This window comes from Nisaea sp., from assembly GCF_017640745.1.
In the GTDB taxonomy this organism is placed as follows: Bacteria; Pseudomonadota; Alphaproteobacteria; order Thalassobaculales; family Thalassobaculaceae; genus Nisaea.
Genome location: NZ_JAEPQA010000001.1, coordinates 201,257 through 228,180, shown reverse-complemented (window position 1 = coordinate 228,180; position 26,924 = coordinate 201,257). Strand labels below are relative to the sequence as shown.

The window sequence follows — 26,924 nt, the reverse complement described above, 5'->3', positions numbered from 1 at the left end:
TTGCGGTCCGCATCCGCCAGAGGAGTGCCGCGTCGCCAATTGCTATGTGATTTTTTCGCATTGTGCGGCTTCGCCGCCTTTGGCTAACATGACCAATCAGCCGTCCCGTAACGAATGTGGGTAAGATGAGCAAATCCGGCGGAAGCACGAACGGTGGTGATTCGAAGAACACCTTGTACTGCTCGTTCTGCGGCAAGAGCCAGCACGAGGTCCGCAAACTGATTGCGGGCCCCACGGTCTTCATCTGCGACGAGTGCGTCGAACTCTGTATGGACATCATCCGTGAAGAGCACAAGACCACGCTGGTCAAATCGCGCGACGGGGTTCCGACACCGCGCGATATCATGGAAGTGTTGAACGATTATGTGATCGGTCAGCCGTACGCGAAGCGGATTCTCTCCGTTGCGGTGCACAACCACTACAAACGGCTCTCGCACTCCAGCAAGAACAACGATGTCGAGCTGGCGAAATCCAACATTCTGCTCGTCGGACCGACCGGCTGCGGCAAGACCCTGCTGGCGCAGACCCTGGCGCGGATCATCGACGTCCCCTTCACCATGGCGGACGCGACGACCCTGACCGAGGCCGGCTATGTCGGCGAGGATGTCGAGAACATCATCCTGAAGTTGCTGCAGGCCGCCGACTATAATGTCGAGCGCGCGCAGCGCGGCATCGTCTATATCGACGAGGTCGACAAGATCAGCCGCAAGTCCGACAACCCCTCGATCACCCGAGACGTTTCGGGCGAAGGGGTGCAGCAGGCGCTGCTGAAGATCATGGAAGGCACGGTCGCCTCGGTTCCGCCGCAGGGCGGCCGCAAGCACCCGCAGCAGGAATTCCTGCAGGTGGACACGACCAACATCCTGTTCATCTGCGGCGGCGCTTTCGCCGGGCTCGAGAAGATTATCTCGAATCGCTCGAAGGGCTCCTCCATCGGTTTCGGTGCCGACGTGAAATCGCCGGACGACCGCCGGACCGGTGAGATCCTGCGCGAAGTCGAGCCGGAAGATCTGCTGAAGTTCGGTCTCATTCCGGAATTCGTCGGCCGTCTGCCGGTCGTCGCGACGCTCGAGGATCTCGATAACGACGCCCTGGTCGATATCCTGACCAAGCCGAAAAACGCGCTGGTGAAGCAGTATCAGCGCCTGTTCGAGATGGAGAACGTCAACCTCGAGTTCCGCGAGGAGGCGCTGCAGGCGATCGCCCAGAAGGCGATCGAGCGCAAGACCGGCGCCCGCGGCCTGCGGTCGATCATGGAAGGTATCCTGCTCGACCCGATGTTCGATCTGCCCGGCATGGAAGATGTCGAGGAGATCATCATCAACGGCGAGGTCGTCGAGAACGGCGCGCTGCCGATCATGGTCCATGCGGACCGGCGCGGAGATGTCGGATCGAGTGCTTGACACGACCAGCCTTGAACCGGGCCGAAGCTAGCGCCACTTAACTGCAAGGGCTGGCCCGGACTCTTTCCCCATCCGGTCAGCCGCTCTGAAGAGGGGAGCGAGTTGAAAGACTGATGAAAGAGACAGGCACCGCGAGCTATCCCGTCCTTCCGCTGCGCGACATCGTTGTCTTTCCGCATATGATCGTGCCGCTCTTCGTCGGCCGCGATAAATCCGTACGCGCCCTCGAAGACGTCATGAAAGATGACAAGCAGATCCTCCTGGTGACGCAGAAGAACGCGGCCGACGACGATCCCTCGCCGGACGAGATCTACACTGTCGGCACCATCGGAACCGTGCTGCAGCTGCTCAAGCTCCCCGACGGGACCGTCAAGGTTCTGGTCGAGGGCGTGCAGCGTGCGCGCATCACCGATTTCAAGGACAACGAGGACTTCTTCGAGGCCTACGCCGAGGTCATGACCGACGCGGACAGCGACGAACCGGAGAAGGAGGCGCTTGCCCGCGCCGTGGTCTCGCAGTTCGAGCAGTACATCAAGCTCAACAAGAAGATCCCGCCGGAGGTTCTGGTCTCGGTGAACCAGATCGAGGACCCGGCGAAACTGACCGACACGATAGCGTCCCATCTGGCGCTCAAGATCGCCGAGAAGCAGGAACTGCTCGAGAGCGAGACCGTGATCGACCGGCTGGAACGGGTCTACGGCTTCATGGAAGGCGAGATCGGCGTTCTGCAGGTCGAGAAGCGCATTCGCAACCGCGTCAAGCGGCAGATGGAGAAGACCCAGCGCGAGTACTATCTGAACGAGCAGATGAAGGCCATTCAGAAGGAACTCGGCGAGACCGACGACAGCCGCGACGAACTGGTCGAGCTCGAGGAGCGGATCCGCAAGACGAAGCTCAGCAAGGAAGCGCGTGAGAAGGCCGACGCGGAACTCAAGAAGCTCCGCAACATGAGCCAGATGTCGGCGGAAGCGACGGTCGTGCGCAACTATCTCGACTGGCTGCTGACGATTCCGTGGAAGAAGCGGTCCCGTATCAAGAAAGACATCAAGCTCGCGGAATCGATTCTCGATCGGGATCACTACGGGCTTGAGAAGGTCAAGGAACGGATCCTCGAATATCTCGCCGTGCAGCAGCGCACGGGCAAGGTGAAGGGCCCGATTCTGTGTCTGGTCGGCCCTCCGGGCGTCGGCAAGACCTCGCTCGGCAAGTCGATCGCGGAGGCGACCGGACGCAACTTCGTTCGCATCTCGCTCGGCGGCGTGCGTGACGAGGCGGAGATCCGGGGCCACCGGCGGACCTATATCGGCTCCCTGCCGGGCAAGGTGATCCAGGGGATGAAGAAGGCGAAGTCCTCCAACCCGCTGTTTCTGCTCGACGAGATCGACAAGCTCGGGAACGACTATCGGGGCGATCCGTCCTCGGCGCTCCTCGAAGTGCTCGACCCTGAGCAGAACTCGACCTTCCAGGATCACTATCTCGAGGTCGACTACGATCTTTCCGACGTCATGTTCGTCACCACGGCCAACACTCTGCGGATGCCGCAGCCGCTCCTCGACCGTATGGAGGTTCTCAGGATCTCCGGTTACACCGAGGATGAGAAGATCGAGATCTGCAAGCGCCACCTGATCGGCAAGCAGATCGAGCAGCACGGCCTGAAGAAGGGCGAATGGTCGATCACGGACGAGGGGCTGCGTGACCTGATCCGCTATTACACCCGCGAGGCAGGCGTCCGGAATCTGGAGCGCGAGCTGGCCAATCTGGCGCGCAAGGCGGTCAAGGAGATCCTCATGGAGGGTCTCAAGAAGGTCGAGGTCACACCGGCGAATCTCGAGAAGTTCGCGGGCGTCCGAAAATATCGCTACGGCGAGGTCGAGGAATCCGATCTGGTCGGCGTGACCACGGGGCTTGCCTGGACCGAGGTCGGCGGAGAGCTGCTGTCGATCGAATCCGTGACCGTCCCGGGCAAGGGCAAGGTGATCTCCACCGGCAAGCTTGGCGATGTGATGCGCGAATCGATCCAGGCAGCGGAAAGCTTCGTGAAATCCCGCTCCCTGATGTTCGGCATCTCGCCGAAGAGCATCGAGAACAAGGATATCCACGTCCACGTTCCGGAAGGTGCGACGCCGAAAGACGGTCCGTCCGCCGGCGTCGGCATGGTGACCTCGATCGTCTCGGTGCTGACCGGGATTCCGGTCCGGCGCGATGTCGCGATGACAGGTGAAGTGACTTTGCGCGGCCGTGTCCTGCCGATCGGGGGCCTCAAGGAAAAGCTTCTCGCGGCGCTCCGGGGCGGCCTCAAGGTCGTGTTGATCCCGAAGGACAACGAAAAGGACCTGACGGAGATCCCCGACAACGTGAAGGAAGGCCTCGAGATCATTCCGGTGTCTTCGGTTGACGAGGTGCTGGCGACGGCGCTGACAAAACCGCTCGTTCCGATCGATCCCGAAGATATTGTCATCGAGCCGGTTGCCAAGGCTGATGATAAAGGTGAGAAGTCGCTCACGACTCACTGATATTTTTATGGATTTGGCGCAGCGGCGCCCGATCTGACTGTGGAAACCCCGGCCTTAGCGCCGGGGTTTCTCTTGTTATATCAACCTGATTTATCTTGAATTTATTCGTAAACGATTGGTTAATAGTGAGAATCCCCGCAGATCTGCGGAAATCCGCCGGTTGCGTGATTGACGCCCGCATTTCCCGCGATTTACAGTGACGCACTGATTGGGCCGAAGATTCGGCCAATTTCTGGGTGATTCTTCTTCTTATAGGGGGGCTATAACGTGAATAAGAATGAGCTCGTCGCGGCTGTTGCCGAGTCTGCGGATCTGACCAAGGCCGATGCGGCTTCGGCCGTCGACGCTGTCCTCGACTCCATTACATCTGCGCTGAAGTCCGGCGGAGAGGTTCGGCTTGTCGGTTTCGGCACTTTCAGCGTGGCATCCCGTGCCGCGAGCGAAGGCCGCAATCCGCGGACCGGCGAAAAGATCAAGATCGCCGCGTCCAAGCAGCCGAAATTCAAGGCTGGCAAAGGCCTCAAAGACGCACTGAATTGATCGAATAGATTTCTTTTCTTTTCGCGACACGCCGTCCCTGTTAGAAGGGGCGGCGTTTTCGTCAGGGCCTGTTCCTGGCGTCGGTCGGGCGCTTAGCTCAGCTGGGAGAGCATCTCGTTTACACCGAGAGGGTCGGCGGTTCGATCCCGTCAGCGCCCACCATCCCGACCCGCAAACTTCCTCAGATATGCCGCCCCTGCATGATCGCGTAGCGATACATGGCCTGCAGGTCCGCGCGGGTCTTCGGGCTGACCCGATTCTCCGAAATCTCCTTCGTGTAGTCGCGAATGTCGCGCTTGGTGTCGATCGAGACCCGCGGGCTCTGCATCAGCGCGTCATACATCTGCTTCGGAGTCGCCTGCGTCGGGTCCAGCGGTCCGCTTTCCGCCGGCTCCGCCTTGAGATCGTCCGCCTGGGCATTGCGGACCTTTAGGAACTTGCGCGGCAGCAGCAGATCGGTCCAGACGAGGCCGTATTCGTTCAGGATGTTGCTGATGGCATCGACGGCGTTCAGGACTTCGCCGTCATTGTCGCTGGCAAGCATCGCGACCAGTTTGCTGAGGCGCTGATAATCGCGTTCGGTCATCATGGGCGGACGGTTCCATTTGGTTTGATTTCCCCATGCCCGATAGCATACGCGTGGCCCCAAGCCCGGTTGAACAAAGAATTTTCGCCTGACTTTCCGCTGTTTCCGTGGGTTGGGAGAGAGCGGTCAAAAAAAGAGTCATTTTTCCGGCCTATCGCGCTTGACACTCCATAGGGCCCAAAGTACATAAGCGCCTCCTCGTCGGGGGCGCCGCCAAACACACGGCACCGCGGCCCGGATACGGGGGTGTAGCTCAGTTGGTTAGAGCGCCGGCCTGTCACGCCGGAGGCCGCGGGTTCGAGTCCCGTCACTCCCGCCACTTACCTCTTTTTAATCTTCGTTCGTGCAACATCACGGCGCGGTCTTTGACCGGCGCCGAAAAACGCGTTGCAAGCGCCGGAATTTAAAGGCTTCTTTCGAGAATCTAGTCACGACACGGGCTTTTCTTGGCCGTCCGATGGAACTATAGTGCGCCCGTTGACAAGGTGTCGGGCGCTCCGCCGGAGTCCCCAGAAAACGCCGGGAATGAGAGAGAGCTGACGATATGAGCGATATTCTCCGGGAATATTTGCCTATCCTGATATTTCTCGTGGTCGCGATCGGCCTGTGCCTCGCGATGGTGATCGGCTCGCTGCTGGTAGTGAAGCAGCGTCCGGACTCCGAGAAGGTATCTGCCTACGAATGCGGCTTCGAGGCCTTCAACGATTCTCGCGGCCAGTTCGATGTCCGCTTCTATCTCGTTGCCATCCTCTTCATCATTTTCGATCTCGAAGTGGCCTTCCTCTTCCCCTGGGCGATCTCGCTCGGCGGAATCGGATTGTTCGGCTTCTGGTCGATGATCGTCTTCCTTGGCGTGCTGACCATCGGCTTCGTCTATGAGTGGCGCAAAGGCGCCCTGGAGTGGGAGTAAGAGCCATCATGCAGACTTCGCAGGATCTTCGCCCGATTCCTCCCGGCGCCGATCAGGATGCCATCCTGAAGGCGGTCGGGGACGAGCTGAACGAGAAGGGCTTCGTGGTCGCGCAGGCCGACAAGCTGTTCAACTGGGCCCGTAGCGGCTCGCTCTGGCCGATGACTTTCGGTCTCGCCTGCTGCGCCGTCGAGATGATGCACACCGCGGCCAGCCGCTATGACATGGACCGCTTCGGCATGGTGTTCCGTCCGAGCCCGCGCCAGTCCGACGTGATGATCGTGGCCGGCACGCTGACCAACAAGATGGCGCCGGCACTGCGCAAGGTTTACGACCAGATGGCGGAGCCGCGCTGGGTGCTTTCCATGGGCTCCTGCGCCAATGGCGGCGGCTACTATCACTATTCCTATTCCGTGGTCCGCGGCTGCGACCGGATCGTTCCGGTCGATGTCTACGTCCCCGGGTGCCCGCCGACGGCCGAGGCGCTTCTCTACGGGCTCCTCCAGCTGCAGAAGAAGATCAAGCGCACTTCGACCATCGCCCGGTAATTCGGGCGCGAGTTAACGCCAGGCAGAGGCAGACGACAGCATGGCATCACCAACTGAAACGCAGAAAGAGCTGGCGGAATATCTCAAGAACCAGCTCTCGACCGAGCTGGTCGAGGTCGGCTTCGTGCTGGACGAACTGGTTCTCCGGACCCGTCCGCAGCATATCTGCAAGGTCCTGACTTTCCTCCGCGACGATTCGCAGTGCCAGTTCCGTTGTCTGGTCGATATCTGCGGCACCGACTACCCCGAGCGCGAGCTGCGGTTCGATGTGGTCTACAACCTGCTCAGCGTGCAGCAGAACAACCGGATCCGGGTCAAGGTCGCGACCGACGAAGAGACGCCGGTCCCGTCCGCGACCGGCGTGTTCCCTTCGGCCAACTGGTTCGAGCGGGAAACCTGGGACATGTTCGGCGTGTTCTTCTCCGATCACCCCGACCTGCGCCGTCTTCTGACCGATTACGGTTTCGAGGGGCATCCGCTGCGCAAGGATTTCCCTCTGACGGGACATGTCGAGGTCCGTTACGACGACGAACAGAAGCGCGTGGTCTACGAGCCGGTGAAGCTCGTGCAGGACTTCCGCAGCTTCGACTTCCTGAGCCCGTGGGAAGGCGCCCGTTCGCTGCTTCCGGGTGACGAAAAGGCCGAAGACCAGGCCGAAGAGGGAGCCTCCTGATGGCTGAAGCGCAGATCAAGCCGCTTACGCTGAATTTCGGCCCGCAGCACCCGGCCGCGCACGGCGTGTTGCGCCTCGTCCTTGAGATGGACGGCGAGATTGTCGAGCGTGCCGATCCGCATATCGGTCTGCTGCATCGCGGCACCGAGAAGCTGATCGAGTACAAGACCTACCTGCAGGCGGTGCCGTATTTCGACCGGCTCGACTATGTCGCGCCGATGTCGCAGGAACATGCCTACGCGCTCGCGGTCGAGAAGCTGCTCGGCATCGAGGTGCCGAAGCGCGCCCAGTATATCCGGGTGATGTACGCCGAGATCTCGCGGATCCTGAACCATCTTCTGAACATCACGACCTTCGCCATCGACGTCGGCGCCATGACGCCGCTGCTCTGGGGCTTCGAAGAGCGCGAGAAGCTCATGGAGTTCTACGAGCGGGCCTGCGGCGCGCGTCTCCACGCGGCCTATTTCCGGCCGGGCGGGGTCGCGATGGATCTGCCCGCCGGCATTCTGGACGACATCCTGGCCTGGACCGAGACGTTCCCGGCCCTGATGGACGACATCGAGAGCCTGCTGACCGAAAACCGGATCTTCAAGCAGCGCACCGTCGATATCGGCGTCGTTTCGGCCGAAGAGGCGCAGGCGATCGGTTTCAGCGGCCCCTGCATCCGCGCCTCTGGCCTCGCCTGGGATCTGCGCAAGTCGCAGCCCTACGACGCCTATAACGAGATGGATTTCAACATCCCGATCGGCAAGACCGGCGACTGCTATGCGCGCTATCTGGTACGCATCAAGGAGATCAGGGAAAGCTTGAAGATCATCCGGCAAGCTGCTGAAAACATGCCGGAAGGTCCGGTCAAGACCGAGGACCGCAAGGTCGCTCCGCCAAGCCGCGGCGAGATGAAGCACTCGATGGAAGCGCTGATCCATCACTTCAAGCTCTATACCGAGGGCTATCACGTCCCGGCGGGAGAGACCTACACGGCGGTCGAGGCGCCGAAGGGCGAGTTTGCCGTGTTCCTAGTATCCGACGGCACCAACAAACCTTATCGCTGCAAGATCAGGGCGCCTGGATTCTCCTTCCTCGCGGCCATGGATTTCCTGTCCAAGGGGCACATGCTGGCCGACACGGTCGCCATCATCGGCTCGCTTGACATCGTGTTCGGGGAGATTGACCGGTGAGCGGTATCGACATCGCCGAAAACCAGCCGGAGAGCTTTGCCTTCACGCCCGAGAACGAGGCGAAGGCGGAGGCGATCATCTCCAAGTATCCGGAAGGCCGGCAGGCCAGCGCGGTGATGCCGCTGCTCGACCTGGCTCAGCGTCAGCACGACAACTGGATCCCGCTCGCCGCGATCGACGTCATCTCCGAAAAGCTGAAGATGCCGAAGATGCGCGTCCTCGAGGTCGCGACCTTCTACACGATGTTCAACCTTAAGCCGGTCGGGAAATACTTCCTGCAGGCCTGCACCACGACGCCCTGCTGGCTGCGTGGCTCCGACCAGGTGATGAAGTGCATCAAGGACAAGCTGGGTCTGGAGAACCACCAGACCAGCGAGGACGGCATGTTCACGCTGCTCGAGGTCGAGTGCCTCGGCGCCTGCGCCAACGCGCCGATCCTTCAGGTGAATGACGATTTCTACGAAGACGCCGATTACGAGAGCACGGCGAAGCTGCTGGACGCCCTGAAGAAGGGCGAGGTCCCGGCGCCGGGATCGCTTTCCGGACGCAACGTTTCCGAGCCGGAGGCGGGTGCGCAGACGCTGCTGTCCTACAAGGACAACGGTGCCGCCCGGACCTACGATCCGAAAATCAGTGCCGGCGAAACGGGAGAGAAGTGATGTTGAGGGACGAGGACCGCATCTTCACGAACCTCTACGGTTGGCATGACTGGGGCCTGGAAGGCGCGCGCAAGCGCGGCGACTGGAGCACCACGAAGCAGATTCTGAGCCGCAGCCCGGAAGACATCGTCGAGGACGTCAAGGCGTCCGGCCTGCGCGGCCGCGGCGGCGCGGGCTTCCCGACCGGCGTGAAATGGTCCTTCATGCCGAAGGAAGTGAAGGACAAGCCGCATTACCTGGTGGTGAACGCGGACGAGTCCGAACCGGGCACTTGTAAGGACCGCGAGATCATCCGTAACGATCCGCACAAGCTTATCGAGGGCTGCCTGATCGGCGGCTATGCGATGCGGGCGAAGGCCGCCTTCATCTATATCCGCGGCGAGTTCTACAACGAGGCCATGCGCCTGCAGGCGGCGATCGACCAGGCCTACGAGGCTGGTCTGATCGGCAAGAATGCCTGCGGTACGGGCTACGATTTCGACGTCATCCTGCATCGCGGCGCCGGCGCCTATATCTGCGGCGAGGAAACCGCGCTTCTGGAGAGCCTCGAGGGCAAGAAGGGCCAGCCGCGCCTGAAGCCGCCGTTCCCGGCCGGTGTCGGCCTCTACGGCTGCCCGACCACGGTGAACAATGTCGAGAGCGTCGCCGTCGTTCCCGAGATCCTGCGCCGCGGCGCGAGCTGGTTCGCCGATCTCGGCACGCCGAAGAATTCCGGCACCAAGCTGTTCTGCATCTCCGGCCATGTCGAGAATCCGTGCAATGTCGAGGAAGAGATGGGCATTCCGCTCAAGGAACTCCTCGAGAAGCATTGCGGCGGCGTGATCGGCGGCTGGGACAACCTGCTGGCGGTCATTCCGGGCGGATCTTCCGTTCCGATGATGCCGAAATCGGTCTGCGACGACGTGATCATGGATTTCGACACCCTGCGCGGTGTCGGCTCCGGTCTCGGCACCGCCGCGGTCATCGTCATGAACAAGCAGACGGATATCGTCCGGGCGATCGCGCGTCTCTCCTACTTCTACAAGCATGAGAGCTGCGGCCAGTGCACCCCGTGCCGCGAGGGCACCGGCTGGATGTACCGGGTCATGGATCGTCTGGTGCGCGGTGAGGCCGAGGTCGAGGAGATCGACGCCCTTTACGAAGTCACCAAACAGGTCGAAGGCCACACCATCTGCGCTCTCGGCGATGCGGCGGCCTGGCCGATCCAGGGCCTGCTTCGGCATTTCCGGCCGGAGGTCGAGCGCCGGATCGCCGCCCGCAAGGCGGGACAGCCGATCATGGAGGCCGCGGAATGATGCGCGTGACGACGAAGTGCCTCGGGGGAGAGCGCAATGCCTAAATTGACGGTCAACGGGGTCGAGGTCGAAGTACCCGCCGGCGCGTCCGTGCTCCAGGCCTGCGAGGAAGCCGGCGTCGAAGTGCCGCGTTTCTGCTATCACGAACGGCTCTCGATCGCCGGTAACTGCCGCATGTGTCTGGTCGAGATGGAGCGCTCGCCGAAGCCGGTTGCGTCCTGTGCGATGCCTGCCGGTGACGGCATGGTGATCCGCACCGACACAGAGATGGTGAAGAAAGCGCGGGAAGGGGTGATGGAGTTCCTCCTCATCAACCACCCGCTCGACTGCCCGATCTGCGACCAGGGCGGCGAATGCGACCTGCAGGACCAGGCGATGGCGTTCGGCCAGAACGACAGCCGATACGACGAGAACAAGCGCGCGGTCGAAGACAAGTATATGGGCCCGCTGGTCAAGACCATCATGACCCGCTGCATCCATTGCACGCGCTGCGTCCGCTTCTCGACCGAGGTCGCCGGCGTGACCGACATGGGCCTGCTCGGCCGGGGCGAGAACGCCGAGATCACGACCTATCTCGAGAAGGCCATCGACAGCGAGATGTCGGCCAATGTCATCGACCTCTGCCCAGTCGGTGCGCTGACCTCCAAGCCCTATGCCTTCGTCGCGCGCCCCTGGGAACTGCGCAAGACCGAGAGCATCGACGTGATGGACGCGGTCGGCTCCAACATCCGTGTCGATGCGCGCGGCTCCGAGGTCATGCGGGTCCTGCCGCGCCTGCATGAGGACGTGAACGAGGAGTGGATCTCCGACAAGACGCGTTATGCCTGCGACGGACTTAAGCGCCAGCGTCTCGACCGTCCGTATCTGCGCAAGAACGGCAAGCTCTCGCCGGTTTCCTGGGATGAGGCATTCGCTGCCATCGCGGCGAAACTGAAGGGCCTCAAGGGCGCCGAGATCGCCGCTGTGGCGGGCGATACCGTGGATGTCGAGTCCATGTATGCCCTGAAGGGGCTGATGACCGCGCTCGGCTCGCCGAACCTCGACTGCCGCCAGGACGGCGCCAAGCTCGATGCGACGACACGCGCCGGCTATCTCTTCAATTCGACCATTGCCGGAATCGAGGACGCGGACGCGATCCTGATCGTCGGCGCGAACCCGCGATGGGACGCCGCCGTACTGAACGCGCGGATCCGCAAGCGCTGGCTCGCCGGCGGCCTCAAGGTCGGCCTGATCGGCGCGCCGGTCGAACTGACCTATGAATACGAGCATCTCGGCGCGGGTCCGCAGACCCTGACCGAAGTCGCCGACGGCAAGAACGCCTTCGCCACCGTGCTGAAGGACGCCAAGCGGCCGATGATCATTCTCGGCATGGGCGCGCTCACCCGCGAGGACGGTGCCGCCGTTCTGGCGACAGCGCGCAAGATCGCCGAGAGCACCGGCATGCTGGTCGCTGCCTCGACGGATGCTGACGGCAACGAGATCCCGGCCTGGAACGGTTTCAATGTGCTGCACACCGCGGCCGCCCGCGTCGGCGGCCTCGATCTCGGCTTCCTGCCGGGCAAGGGCGGCGCGGACGTCTCCGGCATTCTCGAAGGTGCCTCCAAGGGCAAGATCAAGGCGGTCTACCTGCTCGGGGCCGACGAGATCGATACCCAGCGGCTCGGCGATGCCTTCGTGATCTATCAGGGCCACCATGGCGACCGTGGCGCGCATCGCGCCGACGTGATCCTGCCGGGTGCGGCCTATACCGAGAAGGACGCGCTCTACGTCAATACCGAGGGGCGGGTCCAGATGGGGCTGCGCGCCAGCTTCCCGCCGGGCGAGGCCCGCGAGGACTGGGCGATCCTTCGTGCGCTTTCGGCTCATCTCGGCCAGGCTTTGCCCTATGACAGCCTCGACCAGCTCCGCGCCAAGCTCCGCAGCGAGAACGAGATCTTCACCGAGATCGACGTCGCGCCGGTCGCCGAATGGGGACCGTTCGGAACCGAAGGCGCGATGAGCGACACCGGTTTCGGCACCACGGTCGAGAATTTCTACATGACCGATCCGATCAGCCGGGCCTCCAAGACCATGGCCGAGTGTACCGAGGTGTTCGTCCTGCCGAAGCAGGGCCGGACCGGGACCGAGGGGTAAGAGTCCGATGGATATGAATGCGATCCTCGACACCTACGTGATCCCGACCGCGATCATCCTGGCGCAGATCCTCGCCATCGTGGTGCCGCTGCTTGTGGCCGTCGCGTACCTGACCTATTTCGAGCGCAAGGTGATCGGCGCCATGCAGATGCGGAAGGGGCCGAACGTCGTCGGTCCGTTCGGCCTGCTGCAGCCGCTCGCGGACGGCGTGAAGCTCTTTGCCAAGGAAACCATCCTGCCGGCCGGCGCGAATAAGCTGATGTTCGCGATGGCGCCGATGCTGACCTTCATCCTGGCGATGATCGCCTGGGCGGTGATCCCGTTCGACGAGGGCATGGTGCTGGCCGACATCAATGTTGGCGTGCTCTATCTCTTCGCGATCTCCTCGCTCGGCGTCTATGGCGTGATCATGGCCGGCTGGGCGTCGAACTCGAAATACGCCTTCCTCGGCGCGCTGCGCTCCGCGGCACAGATGGTGTCCTACGAGGTCTCCATCGGCTTCGTGATGATCACCGTGCTGCTCTGCGTCGGCTCGCTGAACCTCTCGGCGATCGTCGAGGCGCAGAAGACGGTCTGGTTCGCCATTCCGCTGCTGCCGATGTTCGTGATCTTCTTCGTCTCGGCGCTGGCGGAAACCAACCGCGCGCCGTTCGACCTTCCGGAAGGCGAGTCGGAACTGGTGGCGGGCTATTTCGTCGAGTATTCCTCGATGACCTTCGCCCTGTTCTTCCTCGGCGAATACGCGAACATGATCCTGATGAGCGGGATCACCGCGATCCTGTTCCTCGGCGGCTGGCTGCCGATCTTCGACATCGCGCCGTTCAACTGGATCCCGGGTCCGATCTGGCTCGCGCTGAAGATCTGCTTCGTTCTGTTCTTCTTCCTCTGGGTCCGGGCGACCTTCCCGCGCTACCGCTACGACCAGCTGATGCGCCTCGGATGGAAGGTCTTCCTGCCGTTCTCGCTGCTCTGGGTCGTCATCACCGCCGGCGTGCTCGTCGCCTTCGGCTGGGTGCCGGATCCGGTGTTGGGATGAGGATTGACGTGAAAATGACGCCGAACGCGAACCACAAACGCACGACGGAGAGAGGCTGAGCCATGAGCATGCTGCAACAAAGTGCGCGCGGGCTTCTGCTGACCGAGCTGCTGTCCGGGATGTATCTGACGCTGAAGTATTTCTTCAAGCCGAAGGTCACGATCAACTACCCCTACGAAAAGGGCCCGATCAGCAGCCGTTTCCGCGGCGAGCACGCGCTGCGCCGCTACCCGAACGGCGAGGAACGCTGCATCGCCTGCAAACTCTGCGAGGCGATCTGCCCGGCGCAGGCCATCACCATCGAGGCCGAACCGCGCGAGGACGGCAGCCGCCGGACGACGCGCTACGACATCGACATGACGAAATGCATCTATTGCGGTTTCTGCCAGGAAGCCTGCCCGGTCGATGCGATCGTCGAGGGACCGAACTTCGAATTCGCCACGGAAACCCGCGAAGAGCTGTTCTACAACAAGGACAAGCTGCTCGCGAACGGGGACCGCTGGGAGCGCGAGATCGCGCACAATCTGACCGTCGAAGCGCCGTATCGTTGATGGCGCTCGGGGGGCGAGGGGAACATGAAGAAAGCCGGCGAAATGGCTGAGTTGACTCAGAAATCGCCCGCCGTTACGGCGGCGGGAGGAGGGCGCCGATGATCCAGGCACTCATATTCTATGTTTTTGCCGCGATCACGATTGCCTCGGGCGTCATGGTGGTCTCTTCCCGGAACCCGGTCCATTCGGTCCTGTTCCTGATCCTGGCCTTCTTCAATGCCGCCGGGCTCTTCGTCCTGCTTGGCGCCGAGTTCATCGCGATGATCCTCGTCGTCGTCTATGTCGGTGCGGTCGCGGTGCTCTTCCTGTTCGTCGTGATGATGCTCGACATCAACTTCGTCGAGCTGCGGCAGGGCTTCATGAAGTACCTGCCGATCGGTATGCTGATCGGGCTGGTGATCTTCGTCGAGCTCTTCTTCGTGGTGACGAGCTGGGTCATTGCGCCCGATCTGATCACAACGGCGCCCGCGCCCGACGCGTCGCAGGTGAGCAATACCCACGCGCTCGGCGCTCTGCTTTACACGCGCTATGTCTATCTCTTCCAGGCGGCGGGCCTGATCCTGCTGATCGCCATGATCGGCGCCATCGTGCTCACGCTGCGCAGCCGCCCGGGCGTCAAGCGTCAGCGGATTTCCGCGCAGCTCGCCCGGACCACGGAAGAAACCGTCGAAGTCGTCGAAGTTCCGCGCGGGGGAGGAGCCTGATCATGCTGGAAATCGGTCTCGCCCATTACCTGACCGTCGCCGCCGTGCTCTTCACGCTCGGCATGTTCGGGATCTTCCTGAACCGGAAGAACGTGATCATCATCCTGATGTCGATCGAGCTGATCCTGCTCTCGGTGAACATCAACCTGGTCTCGTTCTCGGTCTTCCTGAACGACCTCGTCGGCCAGGTCTTCGCGCTCTTCGTGCTGACCGTCGCCGCCGCCGAGGCGGCCATCGGCCTCGCCATCCTGGTTGTGTACTTCCGCAACCGCGGCAGCATCGCTGTCGAAGACATCAACCTGATGAAAGGGTAAGGCCGGATGTACGCCGCAATCGTCTTCCTGCCGCTGCTCGGCAGTCTCGTCGCGGGTCTCGGGAACCGGGCCATCGGCGACCGCCCGGCCCAGCTGGTCACCTGCGGAGCCATGTTCGGCTCGCTCGCCCTTTCGATCATCGCCTTCTTCGACGTCGCTCTGGGCGGCAACCCGGTCACGATCGAGCTCTTCACCTGGATCGCCTCCGGCTCCATGGAAGCGGCCTGGTCGCTCAAGTTCGACACCCTGACGGCGGTCATGCTGATCGTGGTGACCGGCGTCTCGACGATGGTGCATGTCTATTCCATCGGCTACATGAGCCACGACCATTCGAAGCCGCGCTTCATGTCGTATCTCAGCCTGTTCACCTTCGCGATGCTGATGCTGGTGACGGCCGACAACCTGGTGCAGCTGTTCTTCGGCTGGGAAGGCGTCGGTCTCGCGTCCTACCTGCTGATTGGGTTCTGGTTCCATAAGCCGTCGGCCAATGCCGCCGCGATGAAGGCCTTCATCGTCAACCGCGTTGGCGATTTCGGCTTCGCGCTCGGTATCTTCGGTACATACCTGCTGTTCGATACGGTCGTGCTCGACGACATCTTTGCCGCGGTGCCGGAAAAGGCCGCGGTGACCATGGAGTTCCTCGGCTACGAGTGGCATGCCATGACGGTGCTCTGCCTGCTGCTCTTCATCGGCGCGATGGGCAAGTCCGCGCAGCTCGGCCTGCACACTTGGCTGCCGGACGCGATGGAAGGTCCGACCCCGGTCTCCGCGCTCATCCACGCCGCGACCATGGTGACGGCCGGCGTCTTCATGGTCGCGCGCCTGTCGCCGATGATGGAGTTCTCCGAGACCGCGCTGATGGTGATCACGATCGTCGGGGCGACCACGGCCTTCTTCGCGGCGACTGTCGGACTCTGCCAGAACGACATCAAGCGGGTGATCGCCTATTCGACCTGTAGCCAGCTCGGCTACATGTTCTTCGCCTGCGGCGTCTCGGCCTATTCCGCCGCTATTTTCCACCTGATGACTCACGCCTTCTTCAAGGCGCTGCTGTTCCTTGGTGCGGGCTCCGTGATCCACGCCATGTCGGACGAGCAGGACATGCGCAACATGGGCGGCATCTGGAAGCACATCAAACTCACCTACATCATGATGTGGATCGGCAGCTGGGCACTGGTTGGCCTGCCGCCCTTCGCCGGGTTCTTCTCCAAGGACCTGATCATCGAGGTGGCCTACGCGAAACACACCGGTGTCGGCGACTACGCCTTCTGGCTCGGTGTCGGCGCCGCGTTCATGACCGCGTTCTACAGCTGGCGCCTGCTGATCATGACCTTCCACGGCAAGCCGCGCGCGAGCCAGGAGGTGATGAGCCACATCCACGAATCCCCGAGCGTGATGACCATTCCGCTGATGGTGCTCGCGGTCGGCGCGGTGCTCTCCGGCTGGCTCGGCTACCAGTATTTCGGCGGCGATCTGCGCCAGGAATTCTGGGGCGCGGCAATCTTCGTCGCCGAGGGCAACGACACGATCGAGGGGGCGCACCATGTCCCGCTCTGGGTGAAGATCATCCCGATCGTCGTCACGGTCGCCGGCATCGGGCTCGCCTACCTGATGTACATGTTCATGCCCGGCCTGCCGGCCAAGGTCGCGAGCAGCTTCCGTCCGTTCTACCTGTTCCTGCTGAACAAGTGGTACTTCGACGAACTCTACGACTTCCTCTTCGTGCGTCCGTCGATGAAGATCGGCCGCATCTTCTGGAAGAACGGCGACGGCGCGATCATCGACGGCTTCGGTCCGGACGGCGTCAGCCTGGTGACCCGCCTTGCGGCGGTCAGGGCCGGCAAGATGCAGTCGGGCTACGTCTATCACTACGCCTTCGTGATGATGATCGGCGTCGTCGCCATCATCTCCTGGTACATGCTGACGAGCGGGAACTAAGACCATGAGCGATTGGCCGCTACTCTCACTGGTTACGTTCCTGCCGCTCGCGGGCGCGCTCTTCGTGGCGCTCACCCGGGGCGAGGAGGCGCAGGTCGCACGGAATGCCCGCTACGTGGCGCTCTGGACCTCGCTGATCACCTTCGTCATCTCGCTGCTGATCTGGGCCGGGTTCGACCCGACCACGGCGGATTTCCAGTTCGTCGAGAAGCGCGACTGGCTGCCCGACTGGGGCATCGGCTATCACATGGGTGTCGACGGCATTTCCATGTGGTTCGTGCTGCTCTCGACCCTGCTGACGCCGATCTGCATTCTGGCGAGCTGGGAGGCTGTGCAGAAGCGCGTGAAGGAATACATGATCGCCTTCCTCGTGCTTGAGACCCTTATGGTCGGCATGTTCTGCGCGCTCGATATCCTCGTCTTCTACATCTTCTTCGAAGGCGTTCTGATCCCGATGTTCCTGATCATCGGCGTCTGGGGTGGTGCACGCCGGGTCTATGCGGCCTTCAAGTTCTTCCTCTACACGCTGCTCGGCTCCGTGCTGATGCTGATCGCCATCCTGGCGATGTATCTGCAGGCCGGCACGACCGACATCCCGTCGCTGATGCAGGCCGGTTTCCCGGCTGAGCTGCAGACCTGGCTCTGGCTCGCCTTCTTCGCCTCCTTCGCGGTGAAGGTCCCGATGTGGCCGGTCCATACCTGGCTCCCGGACGCCCACGTCGAGGCGCCGACAGCGGGCTCGGTGATCCTGGCGGGCGTGCTGCTGAAGATGGGCGGCTACGGTTTCCTCCGCTTCTCCATTCCGATGTTCCCGGAGGCGACCGAATTCTTCACGCCGCTGGTCTATGCGCTCAGCATCGTCGCGGTGATCTACACCTCGCTCGTCGCGCTGGTGCAGGAGGACATGAAGAAGCTGATCGCCTATTCCTCGATCGCGCATATGGGCTTCGTGACCATCGGCATGTTCACCATGACGACCCAGGGCGTCGAGGGCTCGATCTTCCAGATGCTGAGCCACGGCATCGTCTCCGGCGCGCTCTTCCTCTGCGTCGGCGTGGTCTATGACCGGATGCATACCCGCGAGATCGCGGCCTATGGCGGTCTTGTGGAACGGATGCCGCGCTACGCGCTGGTCTTCATGATCTTCACCATGGGCTCGGTCGGCTTGCCGGCCACCAGCGGTTTCGTCGGCGAGTTCCTGATCCTGATGGGCGCCTTCGAGAAGAGCACCTGGCTCGCGGCCCTGGCGGCGACCGGCCTGATCCTCGGTGCGGCCTACATGCTCTATCTCTACCGGCGGATCATCTTCGGCACGCTCGACAAGGAAGCGCTGAAGAAGATGCTCGACCTCTCGCCGCGCGAGATCGCCGTCTTCGCCCCGCTCATCATTCTGGTGTTCTGGATGGGGATCTATCCCTCGACCTTCCTCGACATGATGTCGGTGTCGGTCGATCACCTGATCAGCAATTACAAGGTTGCGCTCGGCAATGCGAGCGTGGCCGTGGCCGCCCGGTAAGGCAGGAGTTAGACCCATGGATGCGATCACAACGCTTCCCGTGATGAGCCCGGCGGCCGCCGAGATCTTCCTCGCGGCCGCGGCCATGGCGCTGCTCATGTTCGGCGTCTTCAAGGGCGGCAAGGCGCAGGAGGCGACATCCTGGCTCGCCGTCGCCGTCATGGTGATTGCCGGCGGTCTGGTCGTGACTTACGGCGGAGACACCACGCCGGCCTTCTTCGGCATGTTCTCCTCCGGTCCCTTCGCCCAGTTCGCCAAGCTTCTGATTCTCGCGGGCTCGATCCTTGCGATTATCATGTCGCGCAGCACCTTCCGGCGAGACAGTTTCGAGCGCTTCGAATACCCGGTGCTGATCGTGCTCTCCACCGTCGGCATGCTGATGATGGTGTCGGCCAACGACATGATCGCGCTCTATGTCGGCCTGGAGACCCAGAGCCTTGCGCTCTATGTCATCGCCTCCATCCGGCGCGACACGCTCCGTTCGACCGAAGCCGGTCTGAAGTATTTCGTGCTCGGCGCGCTCTCCTCGGGGATGCTGCTTTACGGTTCCTCGATGGTGTACGGCTTCGCCGGCACCACCGAATTCGACGCACTGGCGCGGGTCTTCACCGGCCTTGCGGGGACGGAGCCTTCCGTTGGCTTGATCGTCGGTCTGGTCTTCGTGATCTGCGGTCTCGCCTTCAAGGTCTCGGCCGTGCCGTTCCACATGTGGACGCCGGACGTCTACGAAGGCGCGCCGACCCCGGTCACCGCGCTCTTCGCAGTGGCGCCGAAGGTGGCGGCTCTGGCGCTGTTCCTCCGCGTCCTGCTCGAGCCGTTCGGCGCGCTGGTCGGCGAATGGCAGCAGATCATTTCGCTGATAGCGGTGCTCTCCATGGCGCTTGGCGCGGTCGGTGCGCTGGTCCAGACCAACATCAAGCGTCTGATGGCCTACAGCTCGATCGGCCATATGGGCTACGCGCTGGTCGGTCTCGCCGCCGCGAACGAGGCGGGGGTTGCCGGAATCCTGGTCTATCTCGCGATCTATCTCTTCATGAATGTCGGGACCTTCGCCTGCATCCTCGCGATGCGCCGGCAGGGCCGGGCGGTCGAAGGCATCAACGACCTTGCCGGGCTCTCCAAGACCCATCCGGGCATGGCGGCGATGATCCTGATCTTCATGTTCTCGATGGCCGGCATTCCGCCGCTCGCGGGCTTCTTCGGCAAATGGTTCGTCTTCATGGCTGCGGTCGAGTCCGGCCTGATCACCCTCGCCGTGCTTGGCGTGCTCGCCAGCGTGATTGGCGCCTTCTATTACCTGCGCATCGTCAAGATCATGTATTTCGACGAGGCGGAGGAGCCGCTCGACAGTGCCGTTCCGGGCGATCTGAAGATCGTCATGACGGTCATGGCCGCTGTGACGCTGCTGTTCTTCATCGTCCCGGCACCGCTCGTCAGCAGCGCCAAGGCTGCCGCTTCTGCTCTGTTCGCCGGATAATCCGGACGTCTGACCGGACGCTCTGACCCCGGAAGGATCGGGTCAATTGGACCAGAACCGCCAGAGTCACGGCTTCACGATCCACAGCTTCGACGCCGTCGCCAGCACCAGCGACGAAGCGGAACGGCTCGCCCGGGAGGGCGCGCCGGACCGCTCGCTGGTCCGGGCGCGGAGCCAGACGGCCGGGCGCGGCCGGCTCGGCCGGCCCTGGTCCTCTCCGGAAGGCAATCTCTACACCACGGCGATCCTTGATCCGGATCTGCCCCTCGGCCGTCTTCAGGAACTCTCCTTCGTCGCGTCGCTCGCCGTGCATGATGCCGTCGCCGGATTGTTGCCCGGGGCCGATCTCAAACTGAAATGGCCGAACGACGTCCTTCTCGAAGGGGCGAAACTTTCGGGCATCCTGACGGAGACACTGCCGCGGGACGGGCGGTATGTCGCGCTGCTCGGCGTCGGGATCAATCTCGGACACGCTCCGGCTGAAACGCGCTATCCGGCGACGTCGATCCGGGAGCATCTTGCCGAACCTCCGACAGTCGAAAATTTTCTGGAATGCTACCTGGCGGCCCTGTCTGCTCGCTACGGGCAATGGCGGCAGGACGGTTTCGAGGCCATTCGGGAGGCCTGGATCGCGCGGGCGCGATGGATCGGCCAGCGGGTGATCGTCGAAAACGGCCCCGAACGCAAATCCGGGTGCTATGAAGGGATCGATGCCGACGGAACCATGATCCTGCGTCTCGACGACGGTCGGCAGGAGAAAATCGCGGCGGGCGATGTGCGTCTGGCGGAGGACAGCTGATGCTTCTGACGATCGATTGCGGCAACACCAACACGGTCTTCGCCGTCTTTGCCGGCAAGGGAAAGCGTGGTTCGTGGCGGACCTCGACGAACGTGGCGCGGACCGCGGACGAGTATGCTGTCTGGCTGACGCAGCTGATGGCGCTCGAGAGCATGACCCTGAGCGACGTGACGGACGTGATCATCGCGACCGTTGTCCCGGAGGTCATGTTCAATCTCGAGACGCTTTGCCGGAAATATTTCAAGATCGAGCCGATGGTGGTCGGCAAGAAGGGCGTCGACCTCGGCCTCGACATCCGGATCGACCGTCCGGAACAGGTCGGGGCGGACCGGCTGGTGAACGCCGTCGCGGCGCACGCGGTCTATGATGGCGCGCTCATCGTGATCGATTTTGGTACCGCGACGACCTTCGACGTGGTGGAACCGGACGGCGGCTATGCCGGCGGCATCATCGCGCCGGGCATCAATCTCTCGCTCGATGCGCTCTACCGTGCGGCGGCACAATTGCCGCGGATCGCAATCCGGCCGCCGGAGCTGCCGGAAGAGGGGACAAACAGCCCGGTCAAGGTCATTGGAAAGTCAACCGTCAGCGCCATGCATTCCGGGATTTTCTGGGGCTATATCGGGTTGATCGAGGGACTCGTTTCCCGCATCAAGCAGGAATACGGAACCGACATGACGGTTATCGGCACCGGCGGCCTGGCGGCGATCTTCGCCAATTGCACGCCCGCCATTGAACATGTGGACGAGGAGATTACATTGCGCGGCCTGCTTCTGATACACGAACGGAACAAAGCGCGATGAGCGCCAGGAAGAAGGCCGAGCTGAACATAGACGAGGACGATTTCATCTTCCTGCCGCTCGGCGGCAGCGACGAGATCGGCATGAACCTCAACCTCTACCACTATGGTGGCAAGTGGCTGATGGTCGACCTCGGGATCTCCTTCGGCGACGACACCATGCCGGGGATCGACATCATCCTCCCGGACCCGGAATTCATCGAGCAGCGGCGGCACGATCTCGTCGGGCTTGTGGTGACGCACGGGCACGAGGATCATATCGGCGCCATTCCCTATCTCTGGCCGAAGCTGCGTTGCCCGATCTATGCGACCCCCTTCACCGCCACGCTGGTGCGGCGGAAGCTGGCGGATGAGGGGATCCTCGAGCAGGTCGAGCTGATCGAGATCGATCTCTCGGCGAATTTCGTCATTGGTCCGTTCGAGATCGAGCTCATCACCCTGACCCACTCGATCCCGGAGCCGAATGCTCTGGTGATCCGCTGCGGCGGCGGTACTGTGATGCATTCCGGCGACTGGAAGTTCGATCCGGAACCGGTCATCGGTGAGGTCAGCGACATAGACGCGCTGCGTGCGATCGGCGACGAGGGCGTGCTGGCGATGATCGGGGACTCGACCAATGTCCTCGATCCGGGGCGCTCCGGCTCCGAGGCGAGCCTGACGGACTCGCTCGCCGAGTTGTTCCGGAAATACGACACGCACCGGATCGCGATTACCTGCTTCGCCTCCAATGTCGGCCGTCTCGCGACGATCTCGGCGGCGGCTGAGGCCGCGGGCCGTCACGTCGCGCTGGTCGGGCGTTCTCTCTGGAAGATGTATGAGGCGGCGCTGCAGAACGGATATCTGAGGGACATCCCCGAGTTCGTCTCGGAAAAGGACGCTGGCTTCATCCCGCGCGACAAGCTGGTGCTGATCTGCACCGGCTCGCAGGGAGAGCCGCGCGCCGCGCTGGCACGGATTGCGGACAATGCGCATCAGGAGATCGTTCTGGAGCGCGGCGACGTGGTGATCTTTTCATCCCGCGAGATACCGGGCAACGAGACTGCGATCGGCCGGATCCAGAGCAAGCTCGTCTCCCGCGGCATCGAGGTGGTGACGGAACGCGAGCATCACGTCCATGTTTCCGGCCATCCGGCGCGGGAGGAACTGGTCGAGATGTACCAGTACATCCGGCCCAAGATCGCCGTTCCGGTTCACGGGACCCCGCGTCACCTCGAGGCCCATGCGCGGCTTGCCCGGGACTGTCAGGTTCCGGAGGCGGTCGTTCCCGGGAACGGAAGCATGATCCGCCTGAAGGAAGGTGCGGCGGAAATCGTCGGCTGGGTGCCGACGGGCGCTTTCACCATGGATGGCGGGCGGTTGAGACCGCTTGAGTCGAGCGTGCTCGGTGACCGCAAGAAAATGCTCTATAACGGCGCCGTTTCGGTGACCGTGCTGCTCGGCGGCAAGGGACATCTGCACGGCGATCCGGTCGTGAGTTTCAACGGGATCGCGGACGAGGGCGAAATTGCCGCATTGAGCGAGACCGCGAAGGACCTCATATGGGAAGCGGTCGAGGCACTCGGCAAAAAAGCGCGGGGCAATGACGACGAGGTCGGTGAGGCGGTGCGCCGGGCCGTCCGCCGGGTCGTGAAAGCGGAATACGGCAAGCGCCCGGTGACTACGGTGCATGTGCTGAGGGTCTGAGGATACTGAAGGGAAGGGTGCGATGATCGGCCGTTTGAATCACGTCGCTATTGCGGTACCGGATCTGGATGCTGCCTGCGCGACCTATCGGGGCGCCCTTGGTGCCAATGTCAGCGCACCGGAGGATCTGCCGGAGCATGGTGTCACGGTCGTCTTCGTGGAGCTTCCGAACACCAAGATAGAGCTTTTGCATCCGTTCGGGGACGCGTCGCCGATCGCGGCTTTCCTGGAAAAGAACCCGTCCGGCGGCATGCACCATGTCTGCTACGAGGTCGACGACATCCTCGCGGCGCGAGACCGCTTGAAGTCGGAAGGCGCGCGGGTGCTCGGAGACGGGGAGCCGAAGATCGGCGCCCATGGAAAGCCGGTGCTGTTCCTGCATCCGAAGGATTTCGCCGGCACACTCGTCGAACTCGAGCAGGCCTGAGTACAGACGCATGCAAGACCCGGTTTCCGTCGTTGTCGTCTTTCTGCTGCTCTGGTGGTGGTTTTTCCTGATGGCCCTGCCGATCGGTGTGCGCGTCGCTGAAACTCCCGAAGAAGGGCATGCGGCGAGTGCGCCCCGGCGTCCGCATCTCTGGAAGAAAGCAGCCGGAGCCACCGTCGCGGCGATCCTCGGCACGTTTCTTGTCGATTATCTCATCGGAGCTGATCTGTTCTCGTTTCGCGATGCGATCAAGAACTGGTAGCGGAAGCGACTGAACCAAGAAAAACGGCAAGATCCAGAGGGATCTTGCCGGCGAATTTTTTTTATGGTTCGACCCTGGCGACGGATCGTCAGGGTTCGCTTCCTCCCTAAACTCGGGCCAAATTCGCGGCTCGGACTTATTTTTAATTATTAGGATGCGACCATATGACATGTTGTCCGGGGCGTCATCCATTTTTTTGCAGTTAGGTTAAATGATAACGATTCTCATGCGGATTTTGTTATCAAAAGTCCGCTCCGGGGCTTCGGGAGACATGAAAATGAATATTTCGAGCAAAATGAAGTTGGCAGGCCGCTCAGCGCTCGCTGTTCTCCTGCTCTCGTGGCCCGGACTCGCGACCGCTGCGGAGGACAGCCCGGCCGGGATCACCGTATCCAAACGAGACTGTCAGCGCGTCATCGCCTATCAGCCCTCTGCCGACGTCGAGTATAAACCGGGTGTCGATGCCCGCGGTAACGCGGTTGCTGGCGCCGACCTGCCGGGTTCGGTCATCATCGAGGCACCGAAATCGATCACCATTCCGCTGACCCTCGAGCTGGCGGAATTGTTCACGCTGCCGGGCGGGACCTCCGCGGAGGCCGGAATTGGCACCGTGACATACGATATCGGCTCTGGGCGGCTTGAGTATAACGGCCAGCCGCTGACCGATCCGCAAATGGCGGCCATCGCTGCGGCCTGCGCCAAGATGAAGAAATAGAAACGGCGGCACCGGGAGGCGCCGCCGTTTTCAGTGTTCGTCGTATGGTGCCGTCGATCAGGCGCCGGTAAAGGCCTGCAGACCGGTCTGGGCGCGGCCGAGGATCAGGGCATGCACATCGTGCGTGCCTTCATAGGTGTTCACCGCCTCCAGATTCACCACGTGACGGATGACGTGGTACTCGTCCGAGACACCGTTGCCGCCATGCATGTCGCGGGCGACACGAGCGATGTCGAGCGACTTGCCACAATTGTTCCGCTTCATCAGCGAAATGGATTCCGGCGCACAGGTGCCTTCATCCATCATCCGGCCGAGGCGCAGGCTGCCATGCAGGCCGAGGGTGATCTCGGTCTGCATGTCCGCCAGCTTTTTCTGGATCAGCTGGTTGGCGGCGAGGGGCCGTCCGAACTGCTTGCGGTCGAGCGTGTACTGGCGCGCCTGGTGCCAGCAGAATTCGGCAGCGCCGATGGCGCCCCAGGAAATTCCGTAGCGGGCCTTGTTGAGGCAGCCGAAGGGACCCTTCAGGCCGGCAACGTTCGGCAGCATGTTCTCTTCCGGGATCTCGACATCGTCCATGACGATTTCGCCTGTGATCGAGGCCCGGAGCGAGAACTTGCCCTCGATCTTCGGCGCGCTCAGACCCTTCATGCCTTTCTCGAGGATGAAGCCGCGGATCTGGCCGTCATCGGTCTTCGCCCAGACGACAAAGACATCGGCGATCGGCGAGTTGGTGATCCACATCTTCGCGCCCTTGAGCAGGTAGCCGCCCTGCACGCTCTTCGCGCGGGTGACCATGCTTCCCGGATCGGAGCCGTGGTCCGGTTCGGTCAGGCCGAAGCAGCCGACCCATTCGCCGGTCGCGAGCTTGGGCAAATACTTCTGCTTCTGCTCTTCGCTGCCATAGGCATAGATCGGATGCATCACCAGGCTGGACTGCACGCTCATGGCGGACCGGTAGCCGCTGTCCACGCGCTCGACCTCGCGGGCGATCAGGCCGTAGCAGACGTGGTTCACGCCGGCGCATCCATAGCCATCGATGGTGCAGCCGAGGAAGCCGAGCTCGCCCATCTCGTTCATGATCTCGCGATGGAAGACTTCGTCACGGAAGGCTTCCTGCACCCGCGGCATCAGTTTGTCCTGACAATAGGCGCGCGCCGCATCGCGGATCATGCGCTCTTCCTCTGTCAGTTCCTGTTCGATCAGAAGGGGATCCTCCCAGTCGAATTGAGGCCGCGACGAGCTTGCCGCTTTGGCGGAACTGACGGCGGGTTGGACAGACATTGGGTGGCTCCCGAAGTTGCTGTATTCGATGGATGAGGTATATACGCCGAAGCAATATAGCTTCAAATTTCCGTTGGAGCATTGATGCCGTTCTGCCCTGTCTCTCCGGACAGGCGAACGGCGGGATCCTGACGATGGCGCGCAAACTAGACGAACGCGGCGTGATAATCGAGTTTCTGCCCTCGGGCAGCTACGTGAAAGTCAGCGCCTTCGATCCGGTCACGATGACGGAGGTCTCGATCGTCGGCAACCCGGCGAGCGGTGAGGCCGTGCTCCGGCATAATGTAATGCGCAAGCTCAAGTACGTGCTCGAAAAGAACAGTCCGTCCAGACCGGCGGCCGGGCGCGGAAAACTGGTTTGATCGGCAATAAAAAACGCCGGGACAGAGTTCCATCCCGGCGTTCTTCTTGTTATCTGGCGGATTAACCGGCTTTACGCTTGCGCCCGCCGCGCTTCACTGCATTGCGGCCCAGGCCGATCTTCTTCGCGAATTCCGAACGCTGCGCGGCATAGTTCGGGGCGACCATCGGATAGTCGGCCGGCAGGCCCCATTTCGCACGGTACTCTTCCGGAGTCATGTTGTAGGTAGTCCGAAGGTGACGCTTGAGCATTTTCAGGCGCTTACCGTCTTCGAGACATATAATGTATTCGGGCGTAATCGAACGCCGGACCGGGACAGCCGGTTTCGCCGGCTCCGCTTCCGGTTCGCTTACTTCAGTATTGAGACGCGACAAGGCCTCATGAACGGTGCTGATGATCTCTGAAATCTGCGAAGCGGCCACGGTGTTATTTCCGAGATAGGCCGACACGACGTCCGTCGTCATGCGCAGTAGTTCAGAGGAGCCCAGATTTTCTTCGCGGGATTCTTCGGTCATTTTTGCGATCCGATAATGAACTTTAAAGTGATGATCTCGAGTGCGGAACATTGTCCCGAGCGAAGTAGTTGTCAAGAAATAAACTTCATTCCGTTTTCCATATGTTGA

The 26,924-nt window shown here is 62.1% G+C and carries 27 protein-coding genes and 2 tRNA genes; 26 read left to right on the top strand and 3 right to left on the bottom strand.

Annotation, left to right across the window (positions count from 1 at the left end):
- Window positions 1–125 precede the first annotated feature (125 nt).
- The 4 genes from clpX to JJ959_RS01120 all read left to right on the top strand — a co-directional run bounded on the left by clpX (window position 126) and on the right by JJ959_RS01120 (window position 4,618).
- The gene (gene clpX, locus JJ959_RS01135) at window positions 126–1,403 is read left to right on the top strand and encodes an ATP-dependent Clp protease ATP-binding subunit ClpX (protein WP_193180359.1); all 1,278 of its coding nucleotides are present in this window, start codon (window positions 126–128) and stop codon (window positions 1,401–1,403) included.
- Window positions 1,404–1,516: 113 nt separating this feature from the next.
- Window positions 1,517–3,916, top strand: coding sequence for an endopeptidase La (gene lon / locus JJ959_RS01130; protein ID WP_292879424.1), 2,400 nt, complete (start codon window positions 1,517–1,519; stop codon window positions 3,914–3,916).
- Between the two features lie 267 nt (window positions 3,917–4,183).
- Window positions 4,184–4,456, top strand: a complete 273-nt coding sequence (locus tag JJ959_RS01125; protein ID WP_193180362.1) for an HU family DNA-binding protein — start codon at window positions 4,184–4,186, stop codon at window positions 4,454–4,456.
- Window positions 4,457–4,542: 86 nt separating this feature from the next.
- A tRNA-Val gene (locus JJ959_RS01120) sits at window positions 4,543–4,618 on the top strand.
- Between the two features lie 19 nt (window positions 4,619–4,637).
- Here the strand turns inward: JJ959_RS01120 and JJ959_RS01115 are convergent.
- On the bottom strand, window positions 4,638–5,045 hold the full coding sequence (locus JJ959_RS01115) for a hypothetical protein (RefSeq protein ID WP_292879423.1): 408 nt from the start codon (window positions 5,043–5,045) through the stop codon (window positions 4,638–4,640).
- Between the two features lie 239 nt (window positions 5,046–5,284).
- Here JJ959_RS01115 and JJ959_RS01110 point away from each other — a divergent pair.
- The 21 genes from JJ959_RS01110 (at window position 5,285) to JJ959_RS01010 (ending at window position 24,659) form a co-directional block, all read left to right on the top strand.
- Window positions 5,285–5,361: transfer RNA gene (locus tag JJ959_RS01110), tRNA-Asp, on the top strand.
- 225 nt (window positions 5,362–5,586) lie between these two features.
- Window positions 5,587–5,952 carry an NADH-quinone oxidoreductase subunit A gene (locus tag JJ959_RS01105; protein WP_193180364.1) on the top strand — a complete coding sequence of 122 codons (366 nt, stop codon included), beginning with the start codon at window positions 5,587–5,589 and terminating at the stop codon, window positions 5,950–5,952.
- An 8-nt stretch (window positions 5,953–5,960) separates the two neighbouring features.
- Window positions 5,961–6,500 (top strand): NADH-quinone oxidoreductase subunit B family protein, encoded by a 540-nt coding sequence (locus JJ959_RS01100; RefSeq protein WP_292879422.1) that lies wholly within the window; start codon window positions 5,961–5,963, stop codon window positions 6,498–6,500.
- A gap of 40 nt (window positions 6,501–6,540) precedes the next feature.
- On the top strand, window positions 6,541–7,173 hold the full coding sequence (locus tag JJ959_RS01095; protein ID WP_292879421.1) for an NADH-quinone oxidoreductase subunit C: 633 nt from the start codon (window positions 6,541–6,543) through the stop codon (window positions 7,171–7,173).
- Window positions 7,173–8,351 carry an NADH-quinone oxidoreductase subunit D gene (locus JJ959_RS01090; RefSeq protein WP_193180367.1) on the top strand — a complete coding sequence of 393 codons (1,179 nt, stop codon included), beginning with the start codon at window positions 7,173–7,175 and terminating at the stop codon, window positions 8,349–8,351. Before JJ959_RS01095 ends, JJ959_RS01090 begins: the two co-directional genes overlap by 1 nt.
- A complete protein-coding gene (gene nuoE, locus JJ959_RS01085) occupies window positions 8,348–9,010 on the top strand; it encodes an NADH-quinone oxidoreductase subunit NuoE (protein WP_292879420.1) in 663 nt (220 codons plus the stop codon). Before JJ959_RS01090 ends, nuoE begins: the two co-directional genes overlap by 4 nt.
- Window positions 9,010–10,305, top strand: coding sequence for an NADH-quinone oxidoreductase subunit NuoF (nuoF, locus tag JJ959_RS01080; RefSeq protein WP_292879419.1), 1,296 nt, complete (start codon window positions 9,010–9,012; stop codon window positions 10,303–10,305). Before nuoE ends, nuoF begins: the two co-directional genes overlap by 1 nt.
- A 36-nt stretch (window positions 10,306–10,341) precedes the next feature.
- Complete coding sequence (nuoG, locus tag JJ959_RS01075) at window positions 10,342–12,438, top strand: NADH-quinone oxidoreductase subunit NuoG (RefSeq protein ID WP_292879418.1); 2,097 nt, start codon at window positions 10,342–10,344, stop codon at window positions 12,436–12,438.
- Window positions 12,439–12,451: 13 nt separating this feature from the next.
- Complete coding sequence (gene nuoH, locus JJ959_RS01070) at window positions 12,452–13,474, top strand: NADH-quinone oxidoreductase subunit NuoH (protein WP_292879571.1); 1,023 nt, start codon at window positions 12,452–12,454, stop codon at window positions 13,472–13,474.
- A 62-nt stretch (window positions 13,475–13,536) separates the two neighbouring features.
- Window positions 13,537–14,025 carry an NADH-quinone oxidoreductase subunit NuoI gene (gene nuoI / locus JJ959_RS01065; protein WP_257769368.1) on the top strand — a complete coding sequence of 163 codons (489 nt, stop codon included), beginning with the start codon at window positions 13,537–13,539 and terminating at the stop codon, window positions 14,023–14,025.
- Window positions 14,026–14,123: 98 nt separating this feature from the next.
- Window positions 14,124–14,729: an NADH-quinone oxidoreductase subunit J gene (locus tag JJ959_RS01060; protein ID WP_292879417.1), complete on the top strand. Its 606-nt coding sequence runs from the start codon at window positions 14,124–14,126 to the stop codon at window positions 14,727–14,729.
- 5 nt (window positions 14,730–14,734) lie between these two features.
- Complete coding sequence (gene nuoK, locus JJ959_RS01055) at window positions 14,735–15,043, top strand: NADH-quinone oxidoreductase subunit NuoK (RefSeq protein WP_193180509.1); 309 nt, start codon at window positions 14,735–14,737, stop codon at window positions 15,041–15,043.
- Window positions 15,044–15,049: 6 nt separating this feature from the next.
- Window positions 15,050–16,981, top strand: coding sequence for an NADH-quinone oxidoreductase subunit L (nuoL, locus tag JJ959_RS01050; RefSeq protein ID WP_292879416.1), 1,932 nt, complete (start codon window positions 15,050–15,052; stop codon window positions 16,979–16,981).
- Between the two features lie 4 nt (window positions 16,982–16,985).
- Window positions 16,986–18,497: an NADH-quinone oxidoreductase subunit M gene (locus JJ959_RS01045; protein WP_292879415.1), complete on the top strand. Its 1,512-nt coding sequence runs from the start codon at window positions 16,986–16,988 to the stop codon at window positions 18,495–18,497.
- A 16-nt stretch (window positions 18,498–18,513) separates the two neighbouring features.
- Window positions 18,514–19,974 (top strand): NADH-quinone oxidoreductase subunit NuoN, encoded by a 1,461-nt coding sequence (gene nuoN / locus JJ959_RS01040; protein ID WP_292879414.1) that lies wholly within the window; start codon window positions 18,514–18,516, stop codon window positions 19,972–19,974.
- Between the two features lie 46 nt (window positions 19,975–20,020).
- Window positions 20,021–20,773, top strand: a complete 753-nt coding sequence (locus JJ959_RS01035; RefSeq protein ID WP_292879413.1) for a biotin--[acetyl-CoA-carboxylase] ligase — start codon at window positions 20,021–20,023, stop codon at window positions 20,771–20,773.
- The gene (locus tag JJ959_RS01030) at window positions 20,773–21,576 is read left to right on the top strand and encodes a type III pantothenate kinase (protein WP_292879412.1); all 804 of its coding nucleotides are present in this window, start codon (window positions 20,773–20,775) and stop codon (window positions 21,574–21,576) included. Before JJ959_RS01035 ends, JJ959_RS01030 begins: the two co-directional genes overlap by 1 nt.
- Window positions 21,573–23,255 (top strand): ribonuclease J, encoded by a 1,683-nt coding sequence (locus JJ959_RS01025; RefSeq protein ID WP_292879411.1) that lies wholly within the window; start codon window positions 21,573–21,575, stop codon window positions 23,253–23,255. The genes JJ959_RS01030 and JJ959_RS01025 overlap by 4 nt, the downstream gene beginning before the upstream one ends.
- A 22-nt stretch (window positions 23,256–23,277) precedes the next feature.
- The gene (gene mce / locus JJ959_RS01020) at window positions 23,278–23,682 is read left to right on the top strand and encodes a methylmalonyl-CoA epimerase (protein ID WP_292879410.1); all 405 of its coding nucleotides are present in this window, start codon (window positions 23,278–23,280) and stop codon (window positions 23,680–23,682) included.
- A 10-nt stretch (window positions 23,683–23,692) separates the two neighbouring features.
- Window positions 23,693–23,944, top strand: a complete 252-nt coding sequence (locus tag JJ959_RS01015) for a DUF1467 family protein (RefSeq protein WP_292879409.1) — start codon at window positions 23,693–23,695, stop codon at window positions 23,942–23,944.
- 211 nt (window positions 23,945–24,155) lie between these two features.
- The gene (locus JJ959_RS01010) at window positions 24,156–24,659 is read left to right on the top strand and encodes a hypothetical protein (protein WP_292879408.1); all 504 of its coding nucleotides are present in this window, start codon (window positions 24,156–24,158) and stop codon (window positions 24,657–24,659) included.
- 57 nt (window positions 24,660–24,716) lie between these two features.
- Here the strand turns inward: JJ959_RS01010 and JJ959_RS01005 are convergent, their stop codons facing one another.
- Entirely contained in the window at window positions 24,717–25,940 is a 1,224-nt protein-coding gene (locus tag JJ959_RS01005; RefSeq protein ID WP_292879407.1) for an acyl-CoA dehydrogenase, read from the bottom strand.
- Between the two features lie 134 nt (window positions 25,941–26,074).
- On the opposite strand from JJ959_RS01005, the gene JJ959_RS01000 reads away from it, so the two are divergent.
- Complete coding sequence (locus JJ959_RS01000) at window positions 26,075–26,302, top strand: hypothetical protein (protein ID WP_292879406.1); 228 nt, start codon at window positions 26,075–26,077, stop codon at window positions 26,300–26,302.
- 61 nt (window positions 26,303–26,363) lie between these two features.
- On the opposite strand, the gene JJ959_RS00995 is transcribed toward JJ959_RS01000, so the two are convergent.
- Window positions 26,364–26,816 (bottom strand): MucR family transcriptional regulator, encoded by a 453-nt coding sequence (locus JJ959_RS00995; protein WP_292879405.1) that lies wholly within the window; start codon window positions 26,814–26,816, stop codon window positions 26,364–26,366.
- Window positions 26,817–26,924 lie beyond the last annotated feature (108 nt).

What these genes read in the sequence shown, in the direction of transcription:
- clpX (WP_193180359.1), top strand. Translation starts at nt 126, where the DNA reads ATGAGCAAATCCGGCGGAAGCACGAACGGTGGTGATTCGAAGAACACC.
- lon (WP_292879424.1), top strand. Translation starts at nt 1,517, where the DNA reads ATGAAAGAGACAGGCACCGCGAGCTATCCCGTCCTTCCGCTGCGCGAC.
- JJ959_RS01115 (WP_292879423.1), bottom strand. Translation starts at nt 5,045, where the DNA reads ATGATGACCGAACGCGATTATCAGCGCCTCAGCAAACTGGTCGCGATG.
- JJ959_RS01105 (WP_193180364.1), top strand. Translation starts at nt 5,587, where the DNA reads ATGAGCGATATTCTCCGGGAATATTTGCCTATCCTGATATTTCTCGTG.
- JJ959_RS01100 (WP_292879422.1), top strand. Translation starts at nt 5,961, where the DNA reads ATGCAGACTTCGCAGGATCTTCGCCCGATTCCTCCCGGCGCCGATCAG.
- JJ959_RS01095 (WP_292879421.1), top strand. Translation starts at nt 6,541, where the DNA reads ATGGCATCACCAACTGAAACGCAGAAAGAGCTGGCGGAATATCTCAAG.
- JJ959_RS01090 (WP_193180367.1), top strand. Translation starts at nt 7,173, where the DNA reads ATGGCTGAAGCGCAGATCAAGCCGCTTACGCTGAATTTCGGCCCGCAG.
- nuoF (WP_292879419.1), top strand. Translation starts at nt 9,010, where the DNA reads ATGTTGAGGGACGAGGACCGCATCTTCACGAACCTCTACGGTTGGCAT.
- nuoG (WP_292879418.1), top strand. Translation starts at nt 10,342, where the DNA reads ATGCCTAAATTGACGGTCAACGGGGTCGAGGTCGAAGTACCCGCCGGC.
- nuoH (WP_292879571.1), top strand. Translation starts at nt 12,452, where the DNA reads ATGAATGCGATCCTCGACACCTACGTGATCCCGACCGCGATCATCCTG.
- nuoI (WP_257769368.1), top strand. Translation starts at nt 13,537, where the DNA reads ATGAGCATGCTGCAACAAAGTGCGCGCGGGCTTCTGCTGACCGAGCTG.
- JJ959_RS01060 (WP_292879417.1), top strand. Translation starts at nt 14,124, where the DNA reads ATGATCCAGGCACTCATATTCTATGTTTTTGCCGCGATCACGATTGCC.
- nuoL (WP_292879416.1), top strand. Translation starts at nt 15,050, where the DNA reads ATGTACGCCGCAATCGTCTTCCTGCCGCTGCTCGGCAGTCTCGTCGCG.
- JJ959_RS01045 (WP_292879415.1), top strand. Translation starts at nt 16,986, where the DNA reads ATGAGCGATTGGCCGCTACTCTCACTGGTTACGTTCCTGCCGCTCGCG.
- nuoN (WP_292879414.1), top strand. Translation starts at nt 18,514, where the DNA reads ATGGATGCGATCACAACGCTTCCCGTGATGAGCCCGGCGGCCGCCGAG.
- JJ959_RS01030 (WP_292879412.1), top strand. Translation starts at nt 20,773, where the DNA reads ATGCTTCTGACGATCGATTGCGGCAACACCAACACGGTCTTCGCCGTC.
- JJ959_RS01025 (WP_292879411.1), top strand. Translation starts at nt 21,573, where the DNA reads ATGAGCGCCAGGAAGAAGGCCGAGCTGAACATAGACGAGGACGATTTC.
- mce (WP_292879410.1), top strand. Translation starts at nt 23,278, where the DNA reads ATGATCGGCCGTTTGAATCACGTCGCTATTGCGGTACCGGATCTGGAT.
- JJ959_RS01015 (WP_292879409.1), top strand. Translation starts at nt 23,693, where the DNA reads ATGCAAGACCCGGTTTCCGTCGTTGTCGTCTTTCTGCTGCTCTGGTGG.
- JJ959_RS01010 (WP_292879408.1), top strand. Translation starts at nt 24,156, where the DNA reads ATGATAACGATTCTCATGCGGATTTTGTTATCAAAAGTCCGCTCCGGG.
- JJ959_RS01005 (WP_292879407.1), bottom strand. Translation starts at nt 25,940, where the DNA reads ATGTCTGTCCAACCCGCCGTCAGTTCCGCCAAAGCGGCAAGCTCGTCG.
- JJ959_RS01000 (WP_292879406.1), top strand. Translation starts at nt 26,075, where the DNA reads ATGGCGCGCAAACTAGACGAACGCGGCGTGATAATCGAGTTTCTGCCC.
- JJ959_RS00995 (WP_292879405.1), bottom strand. Translation starts at nt 26,816, where the DNA reads ATGACCGAAGAATCCCGCGAAGAAAATCTGGGCTCCTCTGAACTACTG.